We start from the raw sequence: 21,127 nt of genomic DNA, 5'->3' as shown, positions 1-21,127 counted from the left end.
TGAACCATTGATAGATAGTCTATAAATAATGAGGCGGTATGTCTTTAATGGAATATGTATCCGGCAAAAAATTTCTGATGCTGCACCATAAGAGCTCCTGCTTGGCTGAAAATAAAAAGGCAAATCCGTGCAAAAATTCGCCATTAATTCAATTTGGTTTGATCACGATTTGGGCTTGATCAGCTTCTAATCAAAGGAATGATCGAAGTTTTTGTGAGTAAGTTTTAAGGAGCAAGGCTGAGAAAGAACCTCTTTTGCGTTCGTTTTAAGCGTTCTCGACCGCTCCGAGATGGATGCTGCTCATGGTGTCAGTGAGCTCACCAATATCAAGGAGCCCTTCGGCACTAAACCAAGGAGCGTTGGCCCAGCTAAATCCTTCACCGAAGGTGTTGTCAGGTGCAACGACATACCAATGACAAGCCGTATCGGGGACGTCTACGGAACATTTCGACCAATCGTTTGACCATTGTGGGACCTGAACCCACATCACTGCAGCGAACAACAGTGAAAAAATCGATCTGAACATCTCGTTCCTGCCTGGACTCATATCTTAATATAGTTTTGTGAATTCTGAACGTTTGGATGGTGCCCGCAGGAATCCAACCGCATTTAAAACCAGTCGCCGCAGTCGTTTTGGCCTGCAGATCTTCTATTGGAAAAGCCGATGGCCTAGGGAGTCCGCTCAGAGGGGTTGAGCTAAACCTGTGATCGGGGTGTGATCGATGAGGAAACTGGGTTGTGGTTTCGGGCGATCTTCAATTGATGGATCAGTAGCTTCAATCGGGCAATTGATCCGACAATTAAAAATCTTAAATCAAGTTTGCTGAGCTAATGATGATTTTTTGAAATTATTAATTCCTTTTGCTGTCTGGAGGATCTATTTTTGAAGAGTTGACTTAATGCTAATTGCTTCTAATTCACGGGAATAATCCTTGACGGATATCTCCTGCGTTAAGAAGGCTTTTCTCTTAGAAACACGGAGCTGTTGGGAGGCGTTTCAGCTTCCTTTCCTGGCATGCTTTTCGCGGGCCTGACGTCGCTTCATGGCGTGCAAAAACCCCTTTTCAAGGGAGGTGAGTTTTGGATTGGATTCACCAATTGCATCATGGGCGCGTTGCTTCGCGTCGTCGATGAATTTATCTCCTTTGTCGAAGCCCATCTAAATCTCGCTTTTCATGCAATTTAGACACACTGTTTCAGCTTGACATCATTGTCAGCTAATCCTGTGAATTGCTTGCCACAAGTGACGGGCGTTGTCAGTAAAGGGGTTGAGGGTCTTATTGAATGAATCGCCAGCTTCTACTTCCAAAGAATGAAAACAGATTTCGTTTGCTTGGAACCTCCCTTTTTGTTTGGGGCAGTATCGCTGCTCTGATTGGCTGGGGCGTCATGAGTGCATACCCAGCACTTTGAGATCGCTTTCGGGCACTGTTCTCGCGATGACGTGCCTTAGCCCACAATGGGTTCCCCTGAGTGGGGTTTCTTTCAGGTAGGGAGGCGTGGCGGTTGAGTGCTTTGCCGTGTTGATCTCAATGCGCTTGAGTGATTTCAGGAATGTCTGATCGTTCGTGCGTCGTCGCTTTTAGATCCAATTTTTATGGCAGAAGACATTCAGCAAACCCATCCTCTCTATGCGTCGGATCGGGATATTTTGGATTCCTTGCTTGGTTTTGAGGGTGCTCCGGGGCCCGACCAGCTCACCTCCGCAGCCAGACTTGTGACGCGTTATGGAGAGTTTCCTGGGGCTGATGACATCAAGACAGACTTAGAGAAAGTTGTTGCTGGCTGGGGCTTAACTCGGGACACTCTCAATACTCAATGCAGGGAGATCTGGGAAAGCGGTTGGCGCCCAGGTCAAAGTCTCAGTGATGAGGTTGGCTCTGGATCCGATGTTAGTGATTCGGAAGCTCTCTGATGATTGCAAGCATAACTTGATGACATTCTTTGTTTGTTCTTTTTAAAAGTAAAGAATGATTTGCAAAAGTGCTGCTGCTGATTGATGCGCATTCCTGATAATTATTGAATAGGCTAGTATTGATTGCCACTATTTTAGTTGGTTCGTTGATGTTTTGAAATTTGATAATTGATAGGCCTCGATGATTGATTTGGCTTGGCATCTTGTGTTGTAAGTTTCTCGAAACCTCACCTCCTGACGCATCTCGCGTGCAGATCTGTCTCGTTTTCGTGGTCTGGCCCGTGGCTCGAGCTGAGGCGTTGCGTCGAACCGTTGATGGCTGGCCAGTCTTTTAAGCCTCTCAATGAAAGGGATGAGAAGACTTGGGTGGTGGATCGACATCACAATCAAGAAGATTGGTGTTTAGAAAGGATTTGCTTTTGGCATTCCCATGGATTTAATCGCGTTGTTCACAGCTGCTCCAGCGGCCCCCTATGCCTGGTCGCTTGTGCTGGCTGGCGCGGTTGTGATTGTCAGCATTGTTCCTCTAGGTGCGGCGCGCTCCCAGGCTGATTTCACCATGGCTGACATGGATGCGCCAAGGGCGATGTTTGATCGTCTACCCGCCTGGGGCAAGCGGGCTAGCTGGGCCCATCAGAACAGTTTTGAATCGTTTGGCCTGCATGCTCCCGCAGCATTACTGGCTTTAATCGCTGCTCTTCAAACTGGTCCTTTGCCAGCCATCGCAGCGGCTGTTGCGCTCATTCAACCGGTCCTGCGTCTGATTTATATCGGTGCTTACGTGAGCAACATTGCACCCTTGAGGGGTTTGTGCTGGGCTTCGGCGCTTTTCTGTACGGGCATTTTGTATTTGGAAGGCCTGAAGGTTCTTCTTCAATCGGCTTAACCGGCCAAGTGATCAATCCTCGTTGGCACGGTGGGCAGTGTGAAGGTGATGCTGGGAGGTACCCCTCCACTCAAAGTGCCGTTTTTGTTTGAACATTGCCTGCTTCAAACTCAGCCTTGATCTTGAACAACGGCATCTGAATGATGAGACTGGAAGACACTCAGCTGGACGTGCTCCACTGAATGGATCACAATCATTAGTCGAAAAACAGAAGACTGACTACTTTCCCCATGTCTTCTGCGTTTCTACAACTGGCCAACAGCGTTTCGCTGTCATGAAACGCCAAACAGATCAATTGATCACAACGGTTAATGATTTCTTGGTTGCAAAGACTGCTGGCAATGGGCAATGGCAGATCATCATGCTCAGGCTTTTCGATTAGATGGAGAACCTGATCCAGCTGGTCACGAATTTCAGGGACTTGTCGATCGAGACTCTGTGGGAGCAGCACGGTGAGTCGCTCTCGATCAACGGCTAAGACACCCCGAATCACGGCTGCATTCACACCCTGAGAGCCAGAGGTCAGCAACGTATGTCCCTCTTGTGCCAAGGACCGAGCGATCAGTTCTACTAAGTGAATCGCGACGACCGGCACGTGGCGGCTGCCAAGAATGGCAATTCTCCGCTTCCCCTTGTCCTGAAGAAGGGCAAGTTCTTGGGCAAGCGTGTCGACCCTGTCGAGTGCAGGAAGATCAAGAGAGCGGCTCAATGACATCCCACTGGCGATTGCAAACGCTAGCAGCGCCCCTCGAGAGAAGCGTGCTCCGTGGAACGTCGCGGAAACGCTCAGCTAATGGCACGAAATAATTCACTTAGGTTGCAATGCTCTTCGACGAGTCGGAAGGCGTAGGTGGCCTTCACTGTTTCGTGGAGACGTACGTGTCCAAAGGCCTGTTCAATCACTTCAACGGTGGCCAGGGTGTCCTGCTCAACCTTCAGCAGTGGGACCTCTAATTCATCGGCACGATTGACCAGTTGGGGGAGAGGCTCTCCAGCGCCAGTGAGGATCAGGCACTGCGTTGAGGCCTCAAGTGCCGCGAGCTGAATATCGGTGCGATCGGCTCCTGTGACCACCGCCATGTTGCGCCGCCGCCTGAAGAATTCCATCGCTGAATTCACATTCATGGCTCCGATACTGAGGGTCTCAACCAGGAGTTCGAGGCGTTCTTTGCAACAAATCACTCGGGCATCAAGACGTCTCACCAGCTCTCCAACAGTGACGCTGCGCAGAAGTGGAGATCGGGGCATTACTCCGAAAACCTTCAATCCCAGTGCCTGTAGCGCCGGAACAACGTGTTGGTTCAACTCCTCGACTTCATCGGGTGTCACAGCATTCAAAACAACACCGGCTAGTCGCTCGCCGAGCTGATGCTGCGCTGCGAGTAGGGCATCAACACTGCGGCTGTCTTGCCAAAGATGCACAAGGATCACAGGAGCATCGAGTCCCTCAGCGAGTTGGACGAGGCTGAGGCCATAAATCAGACCTTCGTGCAGGCTGCCCGCCGCTTCGAGCATGGTGAAGCTGTCTTGATCGTTTTGAAGATCCTTCAGCAACATCTCGAGCCCCGTTCCCGCATCCAAATTCCCCTGCCGCAAGCGGGTATCGGCTGTCTCTGGAGAGAGCAGATGAAGAGAAGGAATTAAGCGGGTCTCGTCGAGCCCAAGGGTTGAGCCAACGAAACGCACGTCGTCATCAATCAGCGGGTCCGGCAGAGGAGAACCTTTGGCGGTCCACTCAAGACTCGTGGCCAGTGGTTTGCCAAAGCGAACAGTCCGGCCTTCAGACAAGAGATGGCGAGCTAATCCGAGTACGAGAGCGGATTTGCCGCTGAACGGCTCACAGGATCCGATCAGCAGTGTGTTGCCCATGCAGGAGGTCCCGGCGTGTTCAGCAATTTAGAGGCCAAGCCCCGTTGTGCTGTCATCGTTGAGGCGGTGAAGTGCTGAATGGTTGCGGCCAGGTTGCTTCCCCCGATCCAAAATCCCTTTCATGGCCAATCAGGCATCTCCCTCTTCCGCTCTACCCCTGTCTGGACGTTGGGCCGGCCGAACGGTGGGAATCACTGGAGCGAGCGGGGCGCTGGGACGGGCTTTGACTAAGGCTCTGATCGCAGAGGGTGCCTGGGTGATTGCTCTGAGCCACAGTCCTCCTCCAAAAGCCCAAGCGTCGATTGATGAGGCGCAAGAGTGGGTTCGTTGGTCTTGCGGAGACGAGCGTCAGCTGGAGCCCGTTCTTAAAAGCGTTGATGTGCTGGTTTTGAACCACGGCATCAACCCCGGTGGTGATCAGTGTCCTGAGACTCTCTCCAAAACCCTTGAGGTGAACGCATTCAGCCATTGGCGTTTGATGCAGCAATTCGAGACCATTGCTGATCAAGACCAAAACCGCGATCAGCCACGAGAGCTCTGGGTCAACACGTCAGAGGCTGAGATCCAACCGGCCTTGAGCCCTGGCTATGAGTTGAGCAAGCGATTGATCGGTGAGTTGGTCAGCTTGCGTTGGAACAACCGCAGCGCCAGGCAGCGTCAGGCATTGAGGTTACGCAAACTCATCCTTGGACCATTTCGCTCCAACCTCAACCCGATTGGATTGTTGACGTCTGGATTTGTCGCCAGACAGGTGATTCGGCAAGCAAACCTTGGGCTGAACTTGATCATCGTCACCCCCAATCCACTCACCTACCTTCTAATGCCCTTCGTCGAACTGGTTCGAAGGGTTTATTGCCGCGCCTTGAGGATCAATCCCCCCGATCGGTGAGGATTTCGCAACCATCTGACGTCACGACGATGGTGTGTTCCCACTGAGCGGAAAGACTGCCGTCCTTGGTGACGACGGTCCATCGGTCTTTAAGGGTGCGACAAGCATTGCTTCCTGCGTTGAGGATGGGCTCAACGGCAAGCGTCATGCCTGGACGCAATTTGACGTTAGGAAGATCGTTCGTGCGGAAATTAAACACCGATGGCTCTTCGTGGAGATTCCGTCCAACTCCATGGCCGGTGTAATCCTCCACCACACTGAATTGGTTGGCTTTGACGTGATCTTCGACTGCTCCAGCGATGTCGAGAAGCGTGTTCCCGGCACGGATCTGGGAGAGTCCAGCCATGAGTGACTCCTGGGCGACCCGACTGAGCTTGCGTGCTTCTTCAGAGACGTCACCGACGCAGACGGTGATGGAGCTGTCTCCGTGATAACCGTCGAAATAGGCCCCTGTATCCACTTTGAGTAGATCGCCAGCGTGGATAACCCGTTTGTTGCTGGGGATGCCGTGCACCACCTCGTTGTTGATGCTGGCGCAGATGCTCGCTGGGAAGCCGTGGTAACCCATGAAACTTGGGGTTGCGCCCATCTCTCGGATGCGTCGCTCAGCATGGGCATCAAGGTCACCTGTGGTTTGGCCAGGCTCCACCAGCTCCATGATTTCGCGCAGAACGGTGGCGACGATGGAACTGGCTTTCGCCATGATTTTCAGCTCGCGAGCTGATTTGATTTCTACGCCACGTCGCTGCTGGATGCGTGGGCCGGTGGCGGTGACAGTGGAGCCCTTTGTGGAGGCCAGGAGGTCAGCGAACAAATTCATCGTGTTTCGGCGATTCTTGTTTCAGGCCGTTAAAGCAGACCGCATCAGCGGAAGCTCTACAGACAGTCTTCCTGTCACGCTATCAATTGCAATGGAGGGATCGACGGTGGCCCGCTTATTGGTTCGCGTTCGCCAATGGCATCGCTGGATGGCGCCTCTTGTTGTGCTCCCTTTGCTGGTCACGGTTAGTACCGGCGTGACCTATCGGTTGGCTAAGGACTGGGGGGGATTAAGTCGTGAGCAGGTTCATTGGTTGATGACCATCCACGAGGGTGAGTGGCTTGGGCCTGCCCTCGAGCCCGTCGTGGTCCTTCTCAACGCGGTAGGCCTGTTGTGGATGCTTGCGACTGGTGCCTGGCTCCTCTTGCAAAGCTTTCGAAGGCAGTGGATTGCGTCTCGGAAGGAGGCTGGGGGTTAAGCTAGTTGTTTGGCGTGTTACCAGGAGCTGGGATGGCGGTGGACCCGATAGAGACGTCTGTGGACGAAGCCACTGAGGAGACCAGCGGTGCAACTGCTGTTGCTGAAAAATCAATCTCCAAAGATTCGAAGAAGATGAGTGCTTATGCACTGATTCGAGAATTCGAAGACGCTCAATTGAAGAGTGATCTTCCTGAGATTTACGTTGGCGACACCGTGCGTGTTGGTGTTCGCATCAGCGAGGGCAATAAAGAGCGTATCCAGCCCTACGAGGGCGTCGTAATCGCCAAGCGCCATGGAAGTCTCAACCAAACCATCACGGTGCGGCGCATCTTCCAAGGGATTGGAGTTGAGCGGGTTTTTATGCTCCACAGCCCCCAAGTGGCTTCGGTCAAAATTGAGCGTCGCGGTAAAGTTAGGCGTGCGAAGCTTTTTTATCTGCGGGACCGGGTGGGCAAGGCCACTCGCGTGAAGCAGCGCTTCGATCGCTGAGGCTTTCGCTTCAACGAATTAATGCCATCGTTTTTCGATGGCTAAGGGGTTCATCGCCTTGCGCCGTTAGTTCAGTTGGTAGAACGCAGGTCTCCAAAACCTGATGTCGGGGGTTCAAGTCCTCCACGGCGCGTCCGATGACCCCTTACTTGTAGTTTTCCTGATTTCGAGCATGGAGTTAGATCTTCAACCTGGTGATGTGGTCAAAGTGCTCGAATCAGCCGCTCTCGGCTGGGTTCGTGCACGAGTGATTCGCGTTAAGTCCGGTGGACGAGTCGTTGTCCAAAGCGACCAAGGCCGTGAATTCACGGCTCGAGGTAATCAAGTGCGTTTGATCGAACCAGCTGGATTTAGTAGTCCCTAAGCCCAATGTTGCGGGCCTACTTTGGTCCTTCAGCCTCCCCAGTCGGGGAGGCTTTTTTGTCAACTTGTGCGCGATGTCTGTGGATGAATTTGATCTCCCATCGTCCTAACCATCGCCTTTTCAGAGCTTCATGCCCCGATCGATTGAAATTGCCATTCGATGGCGTCAATGAAGCTCGCGCCGTTTTGATCAGACCCAGTGAGCCTCAAGATCACAGCTGAAAAGCTCAGGAAACATTGGTGTCTCTGCGGGAGTGTTGACGGAGGGCAGGGCGGCAGTTGATACTGACCAAGTCCGCGTGAGCGGCAAAGGTCACTCTTTGTGGGTAAAGCTCCCTCAATTGAGTTCAACCTGGGACCGTAGTTCAATCGGTTAGAGCACCGCCCTGTCACGGCGGAAGTTGCGGGTTCGAATCCCGTCGGTCCCGTTTTCATTTTTCCGGCTTAGTGACGGTTCGAGTTCGTCTGGCCCCAAGCCCCACCGGCACGCTTCATATCGGAACGGCTCGTACAGCTGTTTTTAATTGGTTGTTTGCCCGTCACCAAAACGGCAAATTTTTGCTGAGAATTGAAGACACGGATAAAGAGCGCTCCAAGCCAGAGTTCACTCAAAATATTCTTGATGGCTTGCGCTGGCTTGGCCTGGACTGGGATGAGGAACCGGTCATTCAAAGCGAGCGGATTGAAGCCCATCGCCAGGCCATCAGCCAATTGCTTGCTCAAGGTCTTGCCTATCGCTGTTATGCCAGCGAGCAGGAATTGGATGCCATGCGTGAAGCCCAGAGGGCTTCAGGTAAGCCTCCCCGTTATGACAACCGTCATCGCCAACTCAGTGGTGAACAGGAGGAGGCCTATCGGGCTGAAGGGCGAGAGGCGGTGATCCGTTTTCGGATTGATGACGAAGCCACTATCGCTTGGATCGATATGGTGCGCGGTTCGATGCAATGGCGCGGCGCCGATCTTGGTGGGGACATGGTGATCGCAAGACGTGCTCCTGCGAACACGGTTGGTGACCCCCTCTACAACCTCGTTGTGGTGGTTGATGACGCCGCTATGGCCATCAGCCACGTGATTCGAGGTGAGGATCACATCGCCAATACGGCCAAACAGCTGTTGCTTTATCAGGCTCTGGAGTTGAACTGCCCACGTTTTGCTCATACGCCTTTGATCCTCAATCCAGAGGGTCGCAAGCTCTCGAAGCGTGATGGCGTGACCTCCATTGGTGATTTTCAGGCGATGGGTTACACCGCAGAGGCCTTAGCCAATTACATGACCCTGCTCGGTTGGTCGGTCCCAGAGGGAATGGAGGAACGGTTCACGCTCCCAGACGCCGCAGAAGTTTTTAATTTTGATCGGGTGAATAAAGCAGGTGCCAAATTCGATTGGGACAAGCTCAACTGGCTTAATGCCCAGGTTTTGCATGGCTGGTCGCCTGCCGAACTTCTCGCAGCACTTGAACCGCGCTGGCAGCAACAAGGCTGGGTTGCCAACGACCCTCTTTGGGCCAACGACTTAGCCATTTTGCTTGGACCTTCGCTCACCTTGATCGAAGACGGAGTGACGCAAGCAAGGCCCTTTTTTGAAGAACCTCCCTTAGAAGAGGATGGACTGAAGCAACTAGAGCAAGCAGGGGCTCGTCCTGCGCTTCAGGCACTTCTTTCCGCTCTTGAGTTGAATGCATGGGATGGCCTTGATGTTGAGCGCGCCCAAACCTTGCTCAAAGAGGCCGCCGCCGCCGCTGATGTGAAGAAGGGGGTCTTGATGAAGAGTCTGAGGGCCGCCTTGCTTGGTCGACTTCAGGGGCCAGACCTCATCACCACATGGGCGTTACTGGCCAGACTCGGGAACGATCGGAAGCGCTTGCGTCGCTGCTTCTGATGAGGCAGCAGCCGTGGATTCAGAGTCTTCTGGACTCTCAGCAATCAGGCCAAGAACGCGCGCCAAGGGTTGTGCCGTTAAGCCTTGGATTCCAACTGTCATCAAAATTGTGAGGAAGACCAACCCTTGCAGCCGCCCCGCACCCAAAATTCCGGCTTGCTCAAGGCGGATGGCGAACAATGAGGCCACGGCTGCTGTCACGATTCCCCGTGGGGCCAGCCAGGCAATAAACAACTTTTGACGCCAAACCAAGGGCAACCCGACTGTGGCCACACTCACGGCGACTGGACGCACCACAAACATGAGCAGCAAAATACAGCTCACACCACCCCATCCGAGAGGGCTGAGCTCAGCCCATGACACGTCTGCTGCCAAAAGAGGAAACAGCATGGTGATGGCGAGTGAAGCCAATTCTCGGATCAGCTCATCGAGCTGACCGGCTTCTTCGGTTGAGCGCCTACCGACCACGACTCCCGCTGCAACGGATGCCGGTAGCCCTGATTCAGGGAGGAGCCATTCGGCTATCCCAAACATCAGGAACAGCGCCCCAAGCGTGAGCTGTAAGCGCAATCCGACGGATTGCGAAGACTTCAGGCGTTGTAAGCCCTCTGACAACAGCCAGCCAACCGTGACACCAATGAGCACTCCCCCTCCGAGGCGTGCAAGAAGGCCCTGCGCTAATTCACGCCAGCCGTGTAGGTCGCCCAGCGCTAGTTCCAGAAGCAGCAATGCCAAAACAGCACCGATGGGCTCAAGCACCAGTCCTTCCGCTTCGAGCACATCTCCAAGGGGATGCGCTAGGCGGATTTGTTTCACGATCGGGGTAACCACGGTGGGGCCAGTAGCCAGCACGATGGCGCTAAAGACTGCAGCTAAGGACCATCCAAGGCCTGCAAGCCAGTGCGCCGCGAGGATTCCCGCACCGAAAGAAATGAAGATTCTCAGGACTGAGATGCGCAGCACGGTGGCTTTGATCGTGTCTCCTGGTAGACGAAGGTTGAGACCTCCGTCAAACAACACCAAGCTCACCAACAGACCAACGATGGTTTGCAGCCCTTGTCCAAGATCGAGAGGTTCCACGAGCCCTAGGCCAGAGCGCCCGATCAGCAACCCTGAAAGCAGCAGCAAAACCACGCCAGGAAGATTGGATAAAGCTGCAAGCAGTCGCGCCCCTGCACCCGCAAAGACAGTGATGCCCCAAAGCAGCCCTAAACGCTCAGGCGTCATCGATCAAGGCGTATTGCGGTTCAACTCGCATTCCGATGACGGCATCCGGACGCACGACAAGAAACTCACCGTCTAGGTCACTGAGGGGGACATTGACAAAAGCCCCTTCAGCACTGGCATTGACCAGGCCTTGGTACCAATCCTGGAATTGCTCAAGTGACGTGAAATGCACCACTTCGCTCTGCCCGCCAGACAGGTGAAGGGAGATCCGATACCGGCGCGGAGTGCGGTTCATCTAGGAACCGTACTGCCCAGGCAACTCTCGTGACATCACTTGGAAGGTAGAGGGGGTGGCGGGGATAGCCCGCTTTGGTCAAGCCAGTCACAAAGGGAGGTGGAAGGCCTCCTCGTTGATCGCTGACGTTGTTCAACATGTTTAAGACCGCCTCATCCCGTTGCCTGAATCCTCCGCCGACCCCCCATCCCAGCCAGAGATCCCATGTGGGCTGTTGAGCCCACTGTTGGAACCAGCTGCGCAAGATCAGATCATTTTCAGTGCCGATTGGCTCTGCGCATCGGCACAGCAGGGAGGGAGACGGGGAGATTCGGGCGAACAGATTGAGGACTACAAGATGGTGATATCCCCATTGGTGAGAAAACCCTTGAAGCCGTCTCAGGGTGGGGTCGTCTCGAAGTCCATCGGCTCGTGAGGGATTCAGTCCAACAAACAGCAGCACCCGTCTCCGTTCCGAGCTGTGAGCACTGGATGGAATGGGCCGATGTAACAACCAGCGGTAAGCCCCGCAAGAGCTGAGTGCTGCTTCAGCTTGCCAAGAGTTCAAGGGACGCCTCGAGAATCCTTCCACTTGCTTGGCCATCGCCAAAAGGATTCACGGCTTTTGCCATGGCGTTGTAGGCCTCGCTGTCTTCTAACAACAGGGATGCTTCACGGTGAATCGCTGTTGGATCAGTCCCCACCAATTGGGCTGTGCCGGCTTCAACGGCTTCGGGTCGTTCAGTCGTTTCACGCAGCACAAGAACCGGTTTCCCTAGAGCTGGTGCTTCTTCCTGCAACCCACCGGAGTCTGTGAGTAAAAGAGTGCAGCCCTTCATGGCTGCTACCAAGCGGTCGTAATCCAGTGGCTCGGTCAGCACCACGCGTGGATGCTCCCCTAGTTGTGCCTGGAGGGGTTCGCGCACAGTTGGGTTGCGATGCAAGGGCAACAGCAACACGGTGTCAGGATGGCTGTCGAGTACTCGCAGCATTCCGTCCGCAATGTTCTTGAGGCGGTCACCCCAATTTTCACGACGGTGAACGGTTGCCAAAATCACTCTTTGCGCGTCCCAATCGATGCCTAGATCGCTCAAAGCAGGAGCGCGTTCTGACATCCGTAGCAGGGCATCGATCACGGTGTTTCCGGTCAGCAGCACGCGCCCAACAACCCCAGAGGCCTGGAGGTTGGCTTCTGATTGCTTGGTAGGAGCAAAGTGAAGATGTGCAATTTGCGAGATCAAGCGACGGTTGGCCTCTTCTGGAAAAGGATCGAGAAGATTGTCCGTACGCAGTCCGGCCTCGACGTGACCAACAGGAATTTGTTCGTAGAAGGCGGCGAGAGCTGCAGCGAAGGCCGTGGTTGTGTCTCCTTGAACCAGCACGAGCTTTGGAGGAAAAGCTTGAAAGTCATCACGCAAGCCCTGCAGCGCCGCACAGGTCACGTGCGTGAGGGTTTGCCGAGGTGTCATCAGATTGAGATCCAGATCGGCGCTAAGGCCAAACAATTCCATGACTTGAGACACCATCTCCCTGTGCTGACCTGTCAGCACGACTCGGGTTTCCAGGGTTTTGCAGGCCCGGAATTCTTGGATCACAGGCGCCAATTTGATGGCTTCAGGCCTCGTGCCCAAGACGATTGTCACGCGTGGCAGGCGAGCCATAACCATCAGGATTGTGGGCCAATCCTACGGGCGCTCCCTCCGGGAAGTCTTGGCATCAACTTGCCAGATCACGCAGCACCGCGAAGCTGCATGTAGCGGACAACATCAGCATGAGTCAGCCCGTTTTCCCTCCTGGTATCCCAGCGCGGCCAACGTTCACAGCATCTCCAGTCCCAGATTCATCGGCTTCGTCACCCCCGTCCTTAGAGCAGATCGTTCGTTTCGCTCATGAACAGGGGCATTCCGACGTCCATCTTGGGATCGGGGAGAGTCCACGATTTCGTGCCCGTGGCGAGATTATTCGCTCCGATTGGCCTCCCACTGAACCCAGGGAGTTTCAGGACTGGCTTGGAGAATTACTCACTCCCCAGCAGATCGACCAGTTCAGACAGTGCAAAGAGTTCGACGGGGCTCATGCCTTCTCGTTCGTGAGGGTACGCATCAATTTGTTTGATGCTCTTCAGGGTGCGGCGATGGTGTTGAGGCTCATTCCTCAAAAGATCCTGTCACTGGATGATCTAAAGCTGCCGCCTGTTCTTCAAGACCTTTGTGCTTATCCCAAAGGATTGCTGCTGATAACTGGCCCTACCGGCTCAGGTAAAAGCACCACGCTGGCAGCCATGATTGATTGGATTAATAATAACCAGAGCAGGCATATCCTCACGATTGAGGATCCCATTGAATTCGTGCATCAAAGCCGGAAGTCTTTAATCCGACAACGTGAGGTGGGACGTCATACGCTCCAGTTCCACCAGGCTTTGAGAGCGGCACTCCGTGAAGACCCTGATGTGATTTTGGTTGGTGAAATTCGGGATAAAGAAACGCTCAGTACCGCGATGGAAGCGGCTCAGACTGGGCATCTTGTTTTTGGAACTTTGCATACCAACTCTGCGGTTAAAACCGTTGAGCGTGTCCTTGGCATGTACAAACCTGAAGAGCAAGAAAGTGTCAGACAATCTCTAGCTGAATCGCTAATGGGGATTGTTTCTCAAGGATTAATCCAAAGCAATGGTGGAAAGCGTGCTGCTTATCATGACCTAATGATTAATACTGATGCGTGTAAGGATTATATTAAAAAGGGCGCGCTAGATGATGTCGAAGACATCATGCAGAGAAGTGAATTTGATGGAATGATGACTGCTAATCAGTCTTTGCAGCGACTGGTTGAATCTGGGCAAGTCGAAGGCGAGAAGGCGATAGCCGTAAGTCCTCGTCCAAATGAACTGGCTCAGGCGTTAAGGGGTAGGAGTTGAGGGTATTCAGGCCGCGTTGTTAAACATTCTGACGATTAAGAGTGTTGCCATGCCGATGGAAAGTCCGAGCATGGCAAGACGTCCATTCCAGATTTCAGCTTGAGGGGTAATTCCTCGCTTCCAAGCGTTCAACTCGATGGGATCGATTGGCTCTGCCAAAGCTTTTGGTTGGAGATCGTTGTTAGGAGCCATCAGGAGGATCTCGGGGGACGCCACCTTAAGAGAATAATTTTAAAAGGGGGGTGTTGGGCCATAAAGGCTTAATGCTTTCTCTAATGGCCATCGCGCTGCGACTCCTAGCTCCAGAGAGCTGGGTTGCACGCTTTTAGAGAGTCGACGCAATGCCGCTACAGCAACCATTGCTGCGTTGTCCGTGCAATAGGCCAAAGGGGCGATGTGTACGGACACCCCCTGTGAAAGACCGTCAGCTTGCATTTGAGAACGCAGACGATGGTTGGCGGCAACGCCGCCGACCATCACTAAATGATCAATCCCCTGCTCTAGGCAGCAGCGCAGGCTTCGCTCCACCAACACATCGGCCACGATCTGTTCAAAGCTGGCAGCGAGGTCAGCAAGAGGAAGATCCTCGGACTCACGCTTTAAAGCTTCCACATGCCGAAGCACCGCAGTTTTCAGCCCGCTGAATGAAAAGTCATAGGGGTAGAAGCCTCCTCCTGGCTTGGAAACGCGCCCTTTTGGCAACCGAAACCGTTTGGCATCACCCTCTACGGCGATAGCCTGAATCGCTGGACCGCCGGGGTAGCCCAAGCCCATCAGTCGAGCCACTTTGTCGAAGGCTTCGCCGGCCGCATCGTCATGGCTGCGTCCCAGGCGTTCCATCTCTCCTAGCTGATTCACCCGAATCAGTTCGGTGTGCCCGCCACTCACGAGAAGTACGAGATAAGGCGCATGTGGTGGGTGATCTGCCAAGAACACGGAAGCCAGGTGTGCCTCGAGATGGTGAACGGCGAGAAAAGGTTTCTGATGCAGGGCGGCCAGTGTTCGCCCTGTGATGGAGCCCACCATGAGGGCACCCACCAGGCCAGGTGTCACCGTCGCCGCGATGGCATCGAGGTCGGCAGCAACGAGACCAGCTTCTTGTAAGGCGTGTTCCACGAGGTTTGGGAGCGCCTCCACATGCCGGCGCGAGGCAATCTCAGGAACAACCCCGCCCCATTTCGCGTGCTCCTCAACCTGGGAGGCGATGCCGTGGGACAACACCGTGAGCTTTTCGCCCTCCTGGCGGAGCACCGCCGCGGCTGACTCGTCACAACTTGTTTCGAGGGCAAGCACTGTGGGCATGAAGATGGAAGGGCTCCCCTACTGTCCGTACGTGACATCCTGCCGCTTTGGGGCAGGCTCAACAGGAACCATTCCGATGCGTCGTCTCTTCGCTCTTGCGCTCTCGGCCCTGCTGGTGTTCGGCTTTGCCCCCGTCGCCAAGGCTGACGTGGCTGGTCTGACACCCTGCGCCGAAAGTGCCCGTTTTCAGCAGCGTGCAAGCGCTGCAGCCACGCCTCAAGCTAAGGCTCGTTTCGAGATGTATAGCGAAGCCGTTTGTGGTGAAGATGGTTTGCCTCATTTGATCGTGGATGGCCGTTGGAGCCATGCCGGTGACTTCGTCTTCCCAGGTCTGATGTTCCTCTACATCAATGGATGCATTGGCTGGGCGGGTCGTGAGTACCTCAAAGGCACTCGCGGTACCAAGGAGCAGTACATGAAAGAGATTCAAATTGATGTCTCTCTTGCCTTGAAGTCCCTGCTGGCATCAGCCACTTGGCCTATCGCTGCTTTTGGTGAATTCACGAGTGGCAAATTGCTTGAAAGCGATGACAAGGTGACCATCTCCCCTCGCTGAACTCGCACCACGAAGTCCTTCCCTTTCTCACGATGAAGAAATTTCTTACTACTGCACCAGTCGTTGCCGCGATTTGGTTCACTCTCACCGCCGGAATCTTGATCGAGTGGAATCGTTTTTTCCCTGATCTCCTCTTCCACCCCATGGGCTGATCGTTCAGTTCATGAAATCATTAAAAAGGGGCCCTAGGGCCCCTTTTTTTAGTTAGAGGACCGTCAAGTTCATCTGTTTTTCTAGCGCCGCTAAAGCTGTTTCAAGATCGTCGTTGACGATCACAGCATCGAATTCTGTTTGAGCTGCTAATTCTTCTTGTGCTCGCTTGAGACGACGCTGGATCGCCTCTTCTGCTTCAGTTCCGCGGCCGCGAATCCGTTTCTCAAGCTCTTCAACGCTTGGTGGTGCAAGAAAAATTTGGATTGCATCCGGCAAACTGTTCCTCACCTGCCTGGCTCCCTCCAATTCAATTTCAAGCAGCACGGGAATTCCCTTCGCTACGCGTTCGCTGACGGGTTGTCGTGGTGTGCCATAGCAGTTTCCAGCGAATTCAGCCCACTCCAGCAAGCCACCGCTTTGCACGAGTTCGTTGAACCGTTCTTTGGAGTGAAAAAAATAGTGAATTCCATCGATTTCTCCACTGCGTGGAGCACGCGTGGTGGCCGACACGGAGAGCCATATCTCTGGATGACGCTCTCTCAGGCGGGCGACCAAGGTGCCCTTACCGACGCCGCTTGGGCCGGTGAGCACCGTGGGCCTGGCGATTGTTCCATCAGGAGCCATGCGTTGCTTGAGACTGCATCGCAGGGTAGGAAGGCTTCCTGTTCAGCCTGCTTCTCAGGCAATCCATGGCCAGCCAAAGTCCGCAAGTGATGGATCTCACCAGCCTGAGGGCTGTGCTGGCGGATTTACGTGACCGGTTGCTACCTAGTCGGTTTGAGAAAGCTCAACAGCCCGATCCACAGACGCTACAGCTCGGATTTCGCACTCTGCGAGGAATGATTTGGTTGGAACTCAGCTGGAAAGCAGAAGTTCCCAGACTGGTTGAAATCTCCGCGCCACCGAAGCAGGGTGCAGGAAGCACGCTGGCGCAACAGATTCAGCATGGACTTCGCCAACTCGCGCTGACGGAGCTCAGTCAGGAAGGCTTTGAACGGGTCGTGCAGTTTCAGTTGGCGCCTCGACCTGGACAGCCTCCCCAGCGCACCTTGGTGCTCGAACTCATGGGGCGTCACAGCAATTTGTTATTGCTCGATGACCGGCAACGCATCACTGCGATCGCACGCCAGGTCCGCACGCACCAGTCGAGAGTTAGGCCGATTGGCACGGGAGATGTCTACAGCTCCCCTCCGGCCCTTCAAGGCATCGCTCCCCGGATGGATGAGCCTGAGCAGCGCTGGAGAGAGCGCTTGGAACTGTTGCCGCTAAGCCTGGAAAAGGCGATGCGCAGTGCTTATCAGGGCATCAGCCCAGTGCTGGCGAGACATCTGGCTGACGAGCATGACCATGCTGCCAGGGCGCGATTGGCAACAAGCGTTCATGAGCTGAGCGAGCAGGAGTGGAAGATGTTGCACCAGCGTTGGCAGTGCTGGTTGCTGGCTCTTAAGACCGACGGGTTTGAGCTGCACTTTGATGGGCCCAATTCCTATCGCGTTTGGAAGCCTGCATCTGCAGGGACGTCTGCAGGGGCGTCTGCAGCGACGTCTGAAGGGGAGTTGTTCGCGGACCTCTCCAAACGTGGGCAGCCCCTCAGCCTGCGTTTGGGTGAGTACTACGCCACCGTTCTTCAACGCCAGGAGTTGAATCGTGCCACTCAGGATTTGCAAAAGCAGCTCAAGCAGTTAAGGACCCGTGAAGAGGCCCTCTTGGCTGACCAGAGAGCTGGCTTGGAGGAGACGGGCGGTGCCGATGACTTGCAACAGCAGGGTGATGCGTTGTTGTGTCAGGTGAGTCCGAATCGGGAGACCCTTGATCGCGCGCAGAAGTTGTACGGCAGAGCTCGAAAACTGAGACGGGCTGTCCCGGCGTTGGAAGAACGGCTGCAGCATCACCAAAGCCGTCTGCTGTTACTCGAGGGCAGTGAAAGCTTTCTTGAAGAGCTGATTGGTGCTGATTGGGATGGGATGGAGGCGCGCACGAAAAGTCTTTTGGACCTGCGCGAAGAGTTGGATGATCTGTTGGCTCCAAAACGGCTTCGCCGCCGCCGCCGTCAGGGATCGCGACACGTGGACCCCCAGCCCCTCGAGATCCGCAGCCCGGCGGGCTTGTTGATTCAAGTGGGCCGAAATCATCGTCAAAACGACTGGATCAGTCTTCGGCGGGCACGTCCTGGTGACCTTTGGTTTCATGCCCAGGAATGTCCGGGTAGTCACGTTGTCTTGAAGGCATCGGCTGGTTTTGCGGACGAAGAGGACCTCACCCTTGCGGCTGACCTGGCTGCATGGTTTAGCCGCGCGCATGGAAATCGCCGGGTTGCGGTGGTCAGAGCGCCTGTGGAGCATCTCCAACGCATTGCTGGTGCAGCGCTTGGAACGGTTCAACACAAAGAGGGCGAGGTTGTCTGGGCCGAGCCAGATCGAGCAAGACAGCGACTGATCGCCGGCCAGCTCTTAGCCTGAGTTGACCCACTAGCAGTCGGACTGATCCTTCCCGAGCCGAACGAGAAAACCGTGCTTCCTGCTCCAGAACCGATTCGGGTGAACCCTCAACCTGAGCAGCTTCCACCCAACGATGTGGAAATGTCCTTGGTGGATCACCTGGAGGAGCTTCGTCAGCGTGTTTTTCGCAGCCTGATTGCGATTGTGCTTGGAGCTTTGGCCTGCCTTCTCGCCGTGAAACCGTTGGTGAGACTTTTGGAGGAACCAGCGGGATCGATCCGGTTCCTTCAGTTGGCTCCTGGAGAATTTTTGTTCGTTTCGTTCAAGGTTGCCGGTTACGCAGGACTCACCTTGGCGATCCCTTACGTTTTGTATCAAGGCTTAGCTTTCGTTTTGCCCGGTCTCACGCAGAACGAGCGGCGTCTGATCGCTCCCGCTGTGGCGGGTTCAGCGGTGCTGTTTTTCGCAGGAATTGCTTTTTCCTGGTGGGCACTCATCCCTGCGGCCCTTGGTTTCTTGGTGAGCTATGGGGCTGATGTGGTGGAACCGATTTGGTCGATTGAGCGCTATCTCGATTTTGTGCTTCTGCTGATGCTCTCCACTGGACTGGCATTCCAGTTGCCCGTTCTGCAGTTGTTGCTTGGATTGTTTGGGTTGGTCCGTTGGAAGCGGATGCTCTCGGCCTGGCGTTGGGTCGTGTTGATTGCCGCGCTGGCAGGAGCCGTGCTGACCCCATCCACAGATCCGATCACGATGTCGTTGCTAGCTGGTGCGATTTCAGGCCTGTTTTTCGTTGGCGTTGCTCTGGTTGCGGCCGTTGAACGGTTCAAACCAGAAACTCCTCCAAACGCCCCTCCCCCTGCAGCTGCAGGCTGAGGGCTTTCCCGAGTCGGGGACGGTCTCGCGTGTCGGTTAACCACGAACGCACGGCGCCTGCTTGGCCTAAGCGATTCACCACGTCCACCACTTGGGCTAGATGGGTGCGGTACTCCTCCTCGTTTAAAGGGAAGGATTGCTGCTCCAGATAGGCCCACATCACTTGGAGATACATCCGTTTGCGCCTTACGACGAGTTGCATGTCGTAGCTGGCTTGCCAGCGCTCCCGCAGCAGATCGATCACCTCGTCGACCGTCAATGGAGGGATGGATTGTTCAATTGGTGGGTCTACAAGCACGGAAACGGCTGAGTGGATCATCTAAAAGCCCAGTCGTTGCAAAGCGTGACGGGACCTTTACCCTCCATAATGGACCTCATTAAGTGTCGATTGAGCGTCAGCCATGACTCAGATCCCAGCCAGTGATGTGCCCGGTATGGGCCGTCGGCAGTTCATGAATCTGCTGACCTTCGGATCCGTCACAGGCGTGGCCCTGGGTGCGCTTTATCCAGTGGCGAATTACTTCATCCCGCCCAGGGCTGCCGGGGGCGGTGGTGGAACCAGTGCCAAAGACGAGCTCGGTAACGCCGTTACCGCTAGCGGTTGGTTGAGTAGCCACGCCGAGGGTGATCGCAGTCTTGTCCAAGGCTTGAAAGGTGATCCCACCTATTTGATTGTGGAAGGCCCTGATGCCATCGGGAGCTACGGCATTAACGCCATTTGCACTCACCTGGGATGTGTCGTGCCCTGGAACAGTGGTGCGAACAAATTTATGTGCCCTTGCCACGGCAGTCAGTACGACGCCACAGGCAAGGTTGTTCGCGGCCCCGCGCCTCTGTCTTTGGCGTTGGCCAATGTCAGCGTCGACAACGACAACGTGTTTGTAAGCCAGTGGACTGAAACCGATTTCCGGACGGGCGAAAAGCCCTGGTGGTCCTGATCAGCCCCTCCTTTTTGCTGTCTCTCTCCTACCTCGCTTTCCCATGCGTCGCCTGCTCTCCTCCACTTTTGCCGCACTGATCGTCGGTCTCGCTGTCTTCAGCGCACCTGCTGCAAGTTGGGCCTATCCCTTCTGGGCACAACAAAATTACGAGTCTCCCCGGGAGGCCACTGGCAAGATCGTTTGTGCGAATTGCCACTTGGCCCAAAAGCTCACTCAGGCAGAAGTGCCTCAGTCCGTACTGCCTGACAGCGTCTTCAAGGCAGTGGTCAAGATCCCTTACGACACCGGCGTTCAAGAGCTTGGTGCTGATGGCAGTCAAGTTCCCCTCCAGGTGGGAGCGGTTGTGATGCTTCCTGATGGCTTCACGCTTGCTCCTCAGGATCGCTGGACTGATGAGATCAAGGAAGAAACAGAGGGCGTTTATTTCACCGAGTACAGCGACGACCAACCCAACATCATTTTGGTGGGACCGATCCCTGGTGATGAGCATCAGGAGATTGTCTTCCCAGTGCTGGCCCCTGATCCCGCAACGGATAGCAGCATCAGTTTTGGTAAGTACTCCATTCACGTTGGTGGCAACCGCGGCCGCGGCCAGGTGTACCCAACAGGTGAAAAGAGCAATAACACCGTCTATACGGCGCCGGCTTCTGGCTCTGTCAGTGCCATTGAGCCTGGTGACAATGGGGCAAGCGTGGTCACCGTGAAGTCTGCTGATGGCTCTGAAATCACAGAGACCATTCCAGTGGGCCCCGCCCTGCTGGTCTCTGTTGGCGATGTCGTTGAAGCTGGTGCTCCCATCACTGACGATCCCAATGTTGGTGGATTTGGTCAGCTCGACACCGAAGTCGTTCTTCAGAATCCTGTTCGCATCTACGGCATGCTCGCGTTCTTCGCAGCAGTTGCTTTGGCGCAGATCATGCTGGTTCTGAAGAAGAGGCAGATTGAGAAGGTTCAAGCTGCAGAAGGCGTCTGATCAA

General features: G+C 54.7%; 27 protein-coding genes and 2 tRNA genes. 16 read left to right on the top strand and 13 right to left on the bottom strand.

Annotation, left to right across the window (positions count from 1 at the left end; genetic code table 11):
• Window positions 1-265: 265 nt before the first annotated feature.
• On the bottom strand, window positions 266-526 hold the full coding sequence (locus tag SynPROS91_RS08945) for a hypothetical protein (RefSeq protein WP_186516114.1): 261 nt from the start codon (window positions 524-526) through the stop codon (window positions 266-268).
• A 471-nt stretch (window positions 527-997) separates the two neighbouring features.
• Window positions 998-1,159: a hypothetical protein gene (locus tag SynPROS91_RS08940; RefSeq protein WP_006853551.1), complete on the bottom strand. Its 162-nt coding sequence runs from the start codon at window positions 1,157-1,159 to the stop codon at window positions 998-1,000.
• Between the two features lie 438 nt (window positions 1,160-1,597).
• Here SynPROS91_RS08940 and SynPROS91_RS08935 point away from each other — a divergent pair, with 438 nt between their 5' ends.
• Both SynPROS91_RS08935 and SynPROS91_RS08930 read left to right on the top strand, forming a co-directional pair.
• The gene (locus tag SynPROS91_RS08935) at window positions 1,598-1,915 is read left to right on the top strand and encodes a DUF3288 family protein (protein ID WP_186516113.1); all 318 of its coding nucleotides are present in this window, start codon (window positions 1,598-1,600) and stop codon (window positions 1,913-1,915) included.
• Window positions 1,916-2,345: 430 nt separating this feature from the next.
• A complete protein-coding gene (locus SynPROS91_RS08930) occupies window positions 2,346-2,801 on the top strand; it encodes an MAPEG family protein (RefSeq protein ID WP_186516112.1) in 456 nt (151 codons plus the stop codon).
• A gap of 196 nt (window positions 2,802-2,997) precedes the next feature.
• Here SynPROS91_RS08930 and SynPROS91_RS08925 read toward each other — a convergent pair whose 3' ends face one another.
• Window positions 2,998-3,516 (bottom strand): DNA recombination-mediator protein A, encoded by a 519-nt coding sequence (locus tag SynPROS91_RS08925; protein WP_186516111.1) that lies wholly within the window; start codon window positions 3,514-3,516, stop codon window positions 2,998-3,000.
• Between the two features lie 71 nt (window positions 3,517-3,587).
• On the bottom strand, window positions 3,588-4,670 hold the full coding sequence (locus SynPROS91_RS08920) for a phosphotransacetylase family protein (protein WP_186516110.1): 1,083 nt from the start codon (window positions 4,668-4,670) through the stop codon (window positions 3,588-3,590).
• Between the two features lie 121 nt (window positions 4,671-4,791).
• Here SynPROS91_RS08920 and SynPROS91_RS08915 point away from each other — a divergent pair, with 121 nt between their 5' ends.
• Window positions 4,792-5,559: an SDR family oxidoreductase gene (locus SynPROS91_RS08915; protein ID WP_186516109.1), complete on the top strand. Its 768-nt coding sequence runs from the start codon at window positions 4,792-4,794 to the stop codon at window positions 5,557-5,559.
• On the opposite strand, the gene map is transcribed toward SynPROS91_RS08915, so the two are convergent.
• Window positions 5,540-6,379 (bottom strand): type I methionyl aminopeptidase, encoded by an 840-nt coding sequence (gene map, locus SynPROS91_RS08910; protein ID WP_186516108.1) that lies wholly within the window; start codon window positions 6,377-6,379, stop codon window positions 5,540-5,542. The genes SynPROS91_RS08915 and map overlap by 20 nt on opposite strands.
• 91 nt (window positions 6,380-6,470) lie before the next feature.
• Here map and SynPROS91_RS08905 point away from each other — a divergent pair, with 91 nt between their 5' ends.
• The 6 genes from SynPROS91_RS08905 to gltX all read left to right on the top strand — a co-directional run bounded on the left by SynPROS91_RS08905 (window position 6,471) and on the right by gltX (window position 9,529).
• The gene (locus tag SynPROS91_RS08905; RefSeq protein ID WP_186519666.1) at window positions 6,471-6,797 is read left to right on the top strand and encodes a PepSY domain-containing protein; all 327 of its coding nucleotides are present in this window, start codon (window positions 6,471-6,473) and stop codon (window positions 6,795-6,797) included.
• A gap of 32 nt (window positions 6,798-6,829) precedes the next feature.
• The gene (rplS, locus tag SynPROS91_RS08900) at window positions 6,830-7,288 is read left to right on the top strand and encodes a 50S ribosomal protein L19 (RefSeq protein WP_186516107.1); all 459 of its coding nucleotides are present in this window, start codon (window positions 6,830-6,832) and stop codon (window positions 7,286-7,288) included.
• A gap of 60 nt (window positions 7,289-7,348) precedes the next feature.
• A tRNA-Trp gene (locus tag SynPROS91_RS08895) sits at window positions 7,349-7,421 on the top strand.
• 39 nt (window positions 7,422-7,460) lie between these two features.
• A complete protein-coding gene (locus SynPROS91_RS08890) occupies window positions 7,461-7,652 on the top strand; it encodes a hypothetical protein (RefSeq protein WP_186516106.1) in 192 nt (63 codons plus the stop codon).
• Between the two features lie 353 nt (window positions 7,653-8,005).
• Window positions 8,006-8,079: transfer RNA gene (locus tag SynPROS91_RS08885), tRNA-Asp, on the top strand.
• A 19-nt stretch (window positions 8,080-8,098) separates the two neighbouring features.
• Window positions 8,099-9,529 carry a glutamate--tRNA ligase gene (gene gltX / locus SynPROS91_RS08880; protein WP_186516105.1) on the top strand — a complete coding sequence of 477 codons (1,431 nt, stop codon included), beginning with the start codon at window positions 8,099-8,101 and terminating at the stop codon, window positions 9,527-9,529.
• On the opposite strand, the gene SynPROS91_RS08875 is transcribed toward gltX, so the two are convergent.
• Genes SynPROS91_RS08875 through wecB form a run of 4 tightly spaced genes read right to left on the bottom strand, consistent with a single transcriptional unit; the run spans window position 9,479 to window position 12,631 of the window.
• On the bottom strand, window positions 9,479-10,756 hold the full coding sequence (locus tag SynPROS91_RS08875; RefSeq protein WP_186516104.1) for a sodium:proton antiporter: 1,278 nt from the start codon (window positions 10,754-10,756) through the stop codon (window positions 9,479-9,481). The two genes, gltX and SynPROS91_RS08875, sit on opposite strands and share 51 nt — an antisense overlap.
• The gene (locus SynPROS91_RS08870; protein WP_186516103.1) at window positions 10,746-10,991 is read right to left on the bottom strand and encodes a hypothetical protein; all 246 of its coding nucleotides are present in this window, start codon (window positions 10,989-10,991) and stop codon (window positions 10,746-10,748) included. The genes SynPROS91_RS08875 and SynPROS91_RS08870 overlap by 11 nt, the downstream gene beginning before the upstream one ends.
• Complete coding sequence (locus tag SynPROS91_RS08865) at window positions 10,909-11,538, bottom strand: DUF1643 domain-containing protein (protein ID WP_255439709.1); 630 nt, start codon at window positions 11,536-11,538, stop codon at window positions 10,909-10,911. Before SynPROS91_RS08865 ends, SynPROS91_RS08870 begins: the two co-directional genes overlap by 83 nt.
• Window positions 11,519-12,631, bottom strand: a complete 1,113-nt coding sequence (gene wecB / locus SynPROS91_RS08860; RefSeq protein ID WP_186516101.1) for a non-hydrolyzing UDP-N-acetylglucosamine 2-epimerase — start codon at window positions 12,629-12,631, stop codon at window positions 11,519-11,521. The genes SynPROS91_RS08865 and wecB overlap by 20 nt, the downstream gene beginning before the upstream one ends.
• A 110-nt stretch (window positions 12,632-12,741) precedes the next feature.
• On the opposite strand from wecB, the gene SynPROS91_RS08855 reads away from it, so the two are divergent.
• The gene (locus SynPROS91_RS08855; RefSeq protein WP_186516100.1) at window positions 12,742-13,884 is read left to right on the top strand and encodes a type IV pilus twitching motility protein PilT; all 1,143 of its coding nucleotides are present in this window, start codon (window positions 12,742-12,744) and stop codon (window positions 13,882-13,884) included.
• 6 nt (window positions 13,885-13,890) lie between these two features.
• On the opposite strand, the gene SynPROS91_RS08850 is transcribed toward SynPROS91_RS08855, so the two are convergent.
• Both SynPROS91_RS08850 and tsaD read right to left on the bottom strand, forming a co-directional pair.
• Window positions 13,891-14,076 carry a high light inducible protein gene (locus SynPROS91_RS08850; protein ID WP_186519664.1) on the bottom strand — a complete coding sequence of 62 codons (186 nt, stop codon included), beginning with the start codon at window positions 14,074-14,076 and terminating at the stop codon, window positions 13,891-13,893.
• 39 nt (window positions 14,077-14,115) lie between these two features.
• Window positions 14,116-15,186, bottom strand: coding sequence for a tRNA (adenosine(37)-N6)-threonylcarbamoyltransferase complex transferase subunit TsaD (gene tsaD / locus SynPROS91_RS08845; protein ID WP_186516099.1), 1,071 nt, complete (start codon window positions 15,184-15,186; stop codon window positions 14,116-14,118).
• Window positions 15,187-15,262: 76 nt separating this feature from the next.
• Between tsaD and SynPROS91_RS08840 the strand changes: the two genes are divergently transcribed.
• Window positions 15,263-15,742 (top strand): Photosystem I reaction center subunit III, encoded by a 480-nt coding sequence (locus SynPROS91_RS08840; RefSeq protein ID WP_186519662.1) that lies wholly within the window; start codon window positions 15,263-15,265, stop codon window positions 15,740-15,742.
• Between the two features lie 32 nt (window positions 15,743-15,774).
• The gene (gene psaJ, locus SynPROS91_RS08835; protein WP_011620067.1) at window positions 15,775-15,894 is read left to right on the top strand and encodes a photosystem I reaction center subunit IX; all 120 of its coding nucleotides are present in this window, start codon (window positions 15,775-15,777) and stop codon (window positions 15,892-15,894) included.
• Window positions 15,895-15,946: 52 nt separating this feature from the next.
• Here psaJ and gmk read toward each other — a convergent pair whose 3' ends face one another.
• On the bottom strand, window positions 15,947-16,519 hold the full coding sequence (gmk, locus tag SynPROS91_RS08830; protein ID WP_186516098.1) for a guanylate kinase: 573 nt from the start codon (window positions 16,517-16,519) through the stop codon (window positions 15,947-15,949).
• A gap of 65 nt (window positions 16,520-16,584) precedes the next feature.
• Between gmk and SynPROS91_RS08825 the strand changes: the two genes are divergently transcribed.
• Together SynPROS91_RS08825 and tatC are read left to right on the top strand one after the other, a co-directional pair.
• On the top strand, window positions 16,585-18,354 hold the full coding sequence (locus tag SynPROS91_RS08825) for an NFACT family protein (RefSeq protein WP_186516097.1): 1,770 nt from the start codon (window positions 16,585-16,587) through the stop codon (window positions 18,352-18,354).
• 120 nt (window positions 18,355-18,474) lie between these two features.
• Complete coding sequence (gene tatC / locus SynPROS91_RS08820; RefSeq protein WP_186519660.1) at window positions 18,475-19,209, top strand: twin-arginine translocase subunit TatC; 735 nt, start codon at window positions 18,475-18,477, stop codon at window positions 19,207-19,209.
• Here tatC and SynPROS91_RS08815 read toward each other — a convergent pair.
• Complete coding sequence (locus SynPROS91_RS08815; RefSeq protein ID WP_186516096.1) at window positions 19,160-19,528, bottom strand: DUF3067 family protein; 369 nt, start codon at window positions 19,526-19,528, stop codon at window positions 19,160-19,162. The two genes, tatC and SynPROS91_RS08815, sit on opposite strands and share 50 nt — an antisense overlap.
• A gap of 82 nt (window positions 19,529-19,610) precedes the next feature.
• Between SynPROS91_RS08815 and petC the strand changes: the two genes are divergently transcribed.
• A complete protein-coding gene (petC, locus tag SynPROS91_RS08810) occupies window positions 19,611-20,147 on the top strand; it encodes a cytochrome b6-f complex iron-sulfur subunit (protein ID WP_186516095.1) in 537 nt (178 codons plus the stop codon).
• A 43-nt stretch (window positions 20,148-20,190) separates the two neighbouring features.
• On the top strand, window positions 20,191-21,123 hold the full coding sequence (gene petA / locus SynPROS91_RS08805; protein WP_186516094.1) for a cytochrome f: 933 nt from the start codon (window positions 20,191-20,193) through the stop codon (window positions 21,121-21,123).
• The last annotated feature ends 4 nt before the right edge of the window (window positions 21,124-21,127 follow it).

The sequence above is a fragment of the Synechococcus sp. PROS-9-1 genome (assembly GCF_014279775.1).
GTDB lineage: Bacteria > Cyanobacteriota > Cyanobacteriia > PCC-6307 > Cyanobiaceae > Synechococcus_C.
Note: the sequence above shows the minus strand (reverse complement) of the source record. Positions and strands in the feature narration are given on the sequence as shown.

What these genes read in the sequence shown, in the direction of transcription:
- SynPROS91_RS08945 (WP_186516114.1), bottom strand. Translation starts at nt 526, where the DNA reads ATGTTCAGATCGATTTTTTCACTGTTGTTCGCTGCAGTGATGTGGGTT.
- SynPROS91_RS08940 (WP_006853551.1), bottom strand. Translation starts at nt 1,159, where the DNA reads ATGGGCTTCGACAAAGGAGATAAATTCATCGACGACGCGAAGCAACGC.
- SynPROS91_RS08935 (WP_186516113.1), top strand. Translation starts at nt 1,598, where the DNA reads ATGGCAGAAGACATTCAGCAAACCCATCCTCTCTATGCGTCGGATCGG.
- SynPROS91_RS08930 (WP_186516112.1), top strand. Translation starts at nt 2,346, where the DNA reads ATGGATTTAATCGCGTTGTTCACAGCTGCTCCAGCGGCCCCCTATGCC.
- SynPROS91_RS08925 (WP_186516111.1), bottom strand. Translation starts at nt 3,516, where the DNA reads ATGTCATTGAGCCGCTCTCTTGATCTTCCTGCACTCGACAGGGTCGAC.
- SynPROS91_RS08920 (WP_186516110.1), bottom strand. Translation starts at nt 4,670, where the DNA reads ATGGGCAACACACTGCTGATCGGATCCTGTGAGCCGTTCAGCGGCAAA.
- SynPROS91_RS08915 (WP_186516109.1), top strand. Translation starts at nt 4,792, where the DNA reads ATGGCCAATCAGGCATCTCCCTCTTCCGCTCTACCCCTGTCTGGACGT.
- map (WP_186516108.1), bottom strand. Translation starts at nt 6,379, where the DNA reads ATGAATTTGTTCGCTGACCTCCTGGCCTCCACAAAGGGCTCCACTGTC.
- SynPROS91_RS08905 (WP_186519666.1), top strand. Translation starts at nt 6,471, where the DNA reads ATGGAGGGATCGACGGTGGCCCGCTTATTGGTTCGCGTTCGCCAATGG.
- rplS (WP_186516107.1), top strand. Translation starts at nt 6,830, where the DNA reads ATGGCGGTGGACCCGATAGAGACGTCTGTGGACGAAGCCACTGAGGAG.
- SynPROS91_RS08890 (WP_186516106.1), top strand. Translation starts at nt 7,461, where the DNA reads ATGGAGTTAGATCTTCAACCTGGTGATGTGGTCAAAGTGCTCGAATCA.
- SynPROS91_RS08875 (WP_186516104.1), bottom strand. Translation starts at nt 10,756, where the DNA reads ATGACGCCTGAGCGTTTAGGGCTGCTTTGGGGCATCACTGTCTTTGCG.
- SynPROS91_RS08870 (WP_186516103.1), bottom strand. Translation starts at nt 10,991, where the DNA reads ATGAACCGCACTCCGCGCCGGTATCGGATCTCCCTTCACCTGTCTGGC.
- wecB (WP_186516101.1), bottom strand. Translation starts at nt 12,631, where the DNA reads ATGGCTCGCCTGCCACGCGTGACAATCGTCTTGGGCACGAGGCCTGAA.
- SynPROS91_RS08855 (WP_186516100.1), top strand. Translation starts at nt 12,742, where the DNA reads ATGAGTCAGCCCGTTTTCCCTCCTGGTATCCCAGCGCGGCCAACGTTC.
- SynPROS91_RS08850 (WP_186519664.1), bottom strand. Translation starts at nt 14,076, where the DNA reads ATGGCTCCTAACAACGATCTCCAACCAAAAGCTTTGGCAGAGCCAATC.
- tsaD (WP_186516099.1), bottom strand. Translation starts at nt 15,186, where the DNA reads ATGCCCACAGTGCTTGCCCTCGAAACAAGTTGTGACGAGTCAGCCGCG.
- SynPROS91_RS08840 (WP_186519662.1), top strand. Translation starts at nt 15,263, where the DNA reads ATGCGTCGTCTCTTCGCTCTTGCGCTCTCGGCCCTGCTGGTGTTCGGC.
- psaJ (WP_011620067.1), top strand. Translation starts at nt 15,775, where the DNA reads ATGAAGAAATTTCTTACTACTGCACCAGTCGTTGCCGCGATTTGGTTC.
- gmk (WP_186516098.1), bottom strand. Translation starts at nt 16,519, where the DNA reads ATGGCTCCTGATGGAACAATCGCCAGGCCCACGGTGCTCACCGGCCCA.
- SynPROS91_RS08825 (WP_186516097.1), top strand. Translation starts at nt 16,585, where the DNA reads ATGGCCAGCCAAAGTCCGCAAGTGATGGATCTCACCAGCCTGAGGGCT.
- tatC (WP_186519660.1), top strand. Translation starts at nt 18,475, where the DNA reads ATGTCCTTGGTGGATCACCTGGAGGAGCTTCGTCAGCGTGTTTTTCGC.
- SynPROS91_RS08815 (WP_186516096.1), bottom strand. Translation starts at nt 19,528, where the DNA reads ATGATCCACTCAGCCGTTTCCGTGCTTGTAGACCCACCAATTGAACAA.
- petC (WP_186516095.1), top strand. Translation starts at nt 19,611, where the DNA reads ATGACTCAGATCCCAGCCAGTGATGTGCCCGGTATGGGCCGTCGGCAG.
- petA (WP_186516094.1), top strand. Translation starts at nt 20,191, where the DNA reads ATGCGTCGCCTGCTCTCCTCCACTTTTGCCGCACTGATCGTCGGTCTC.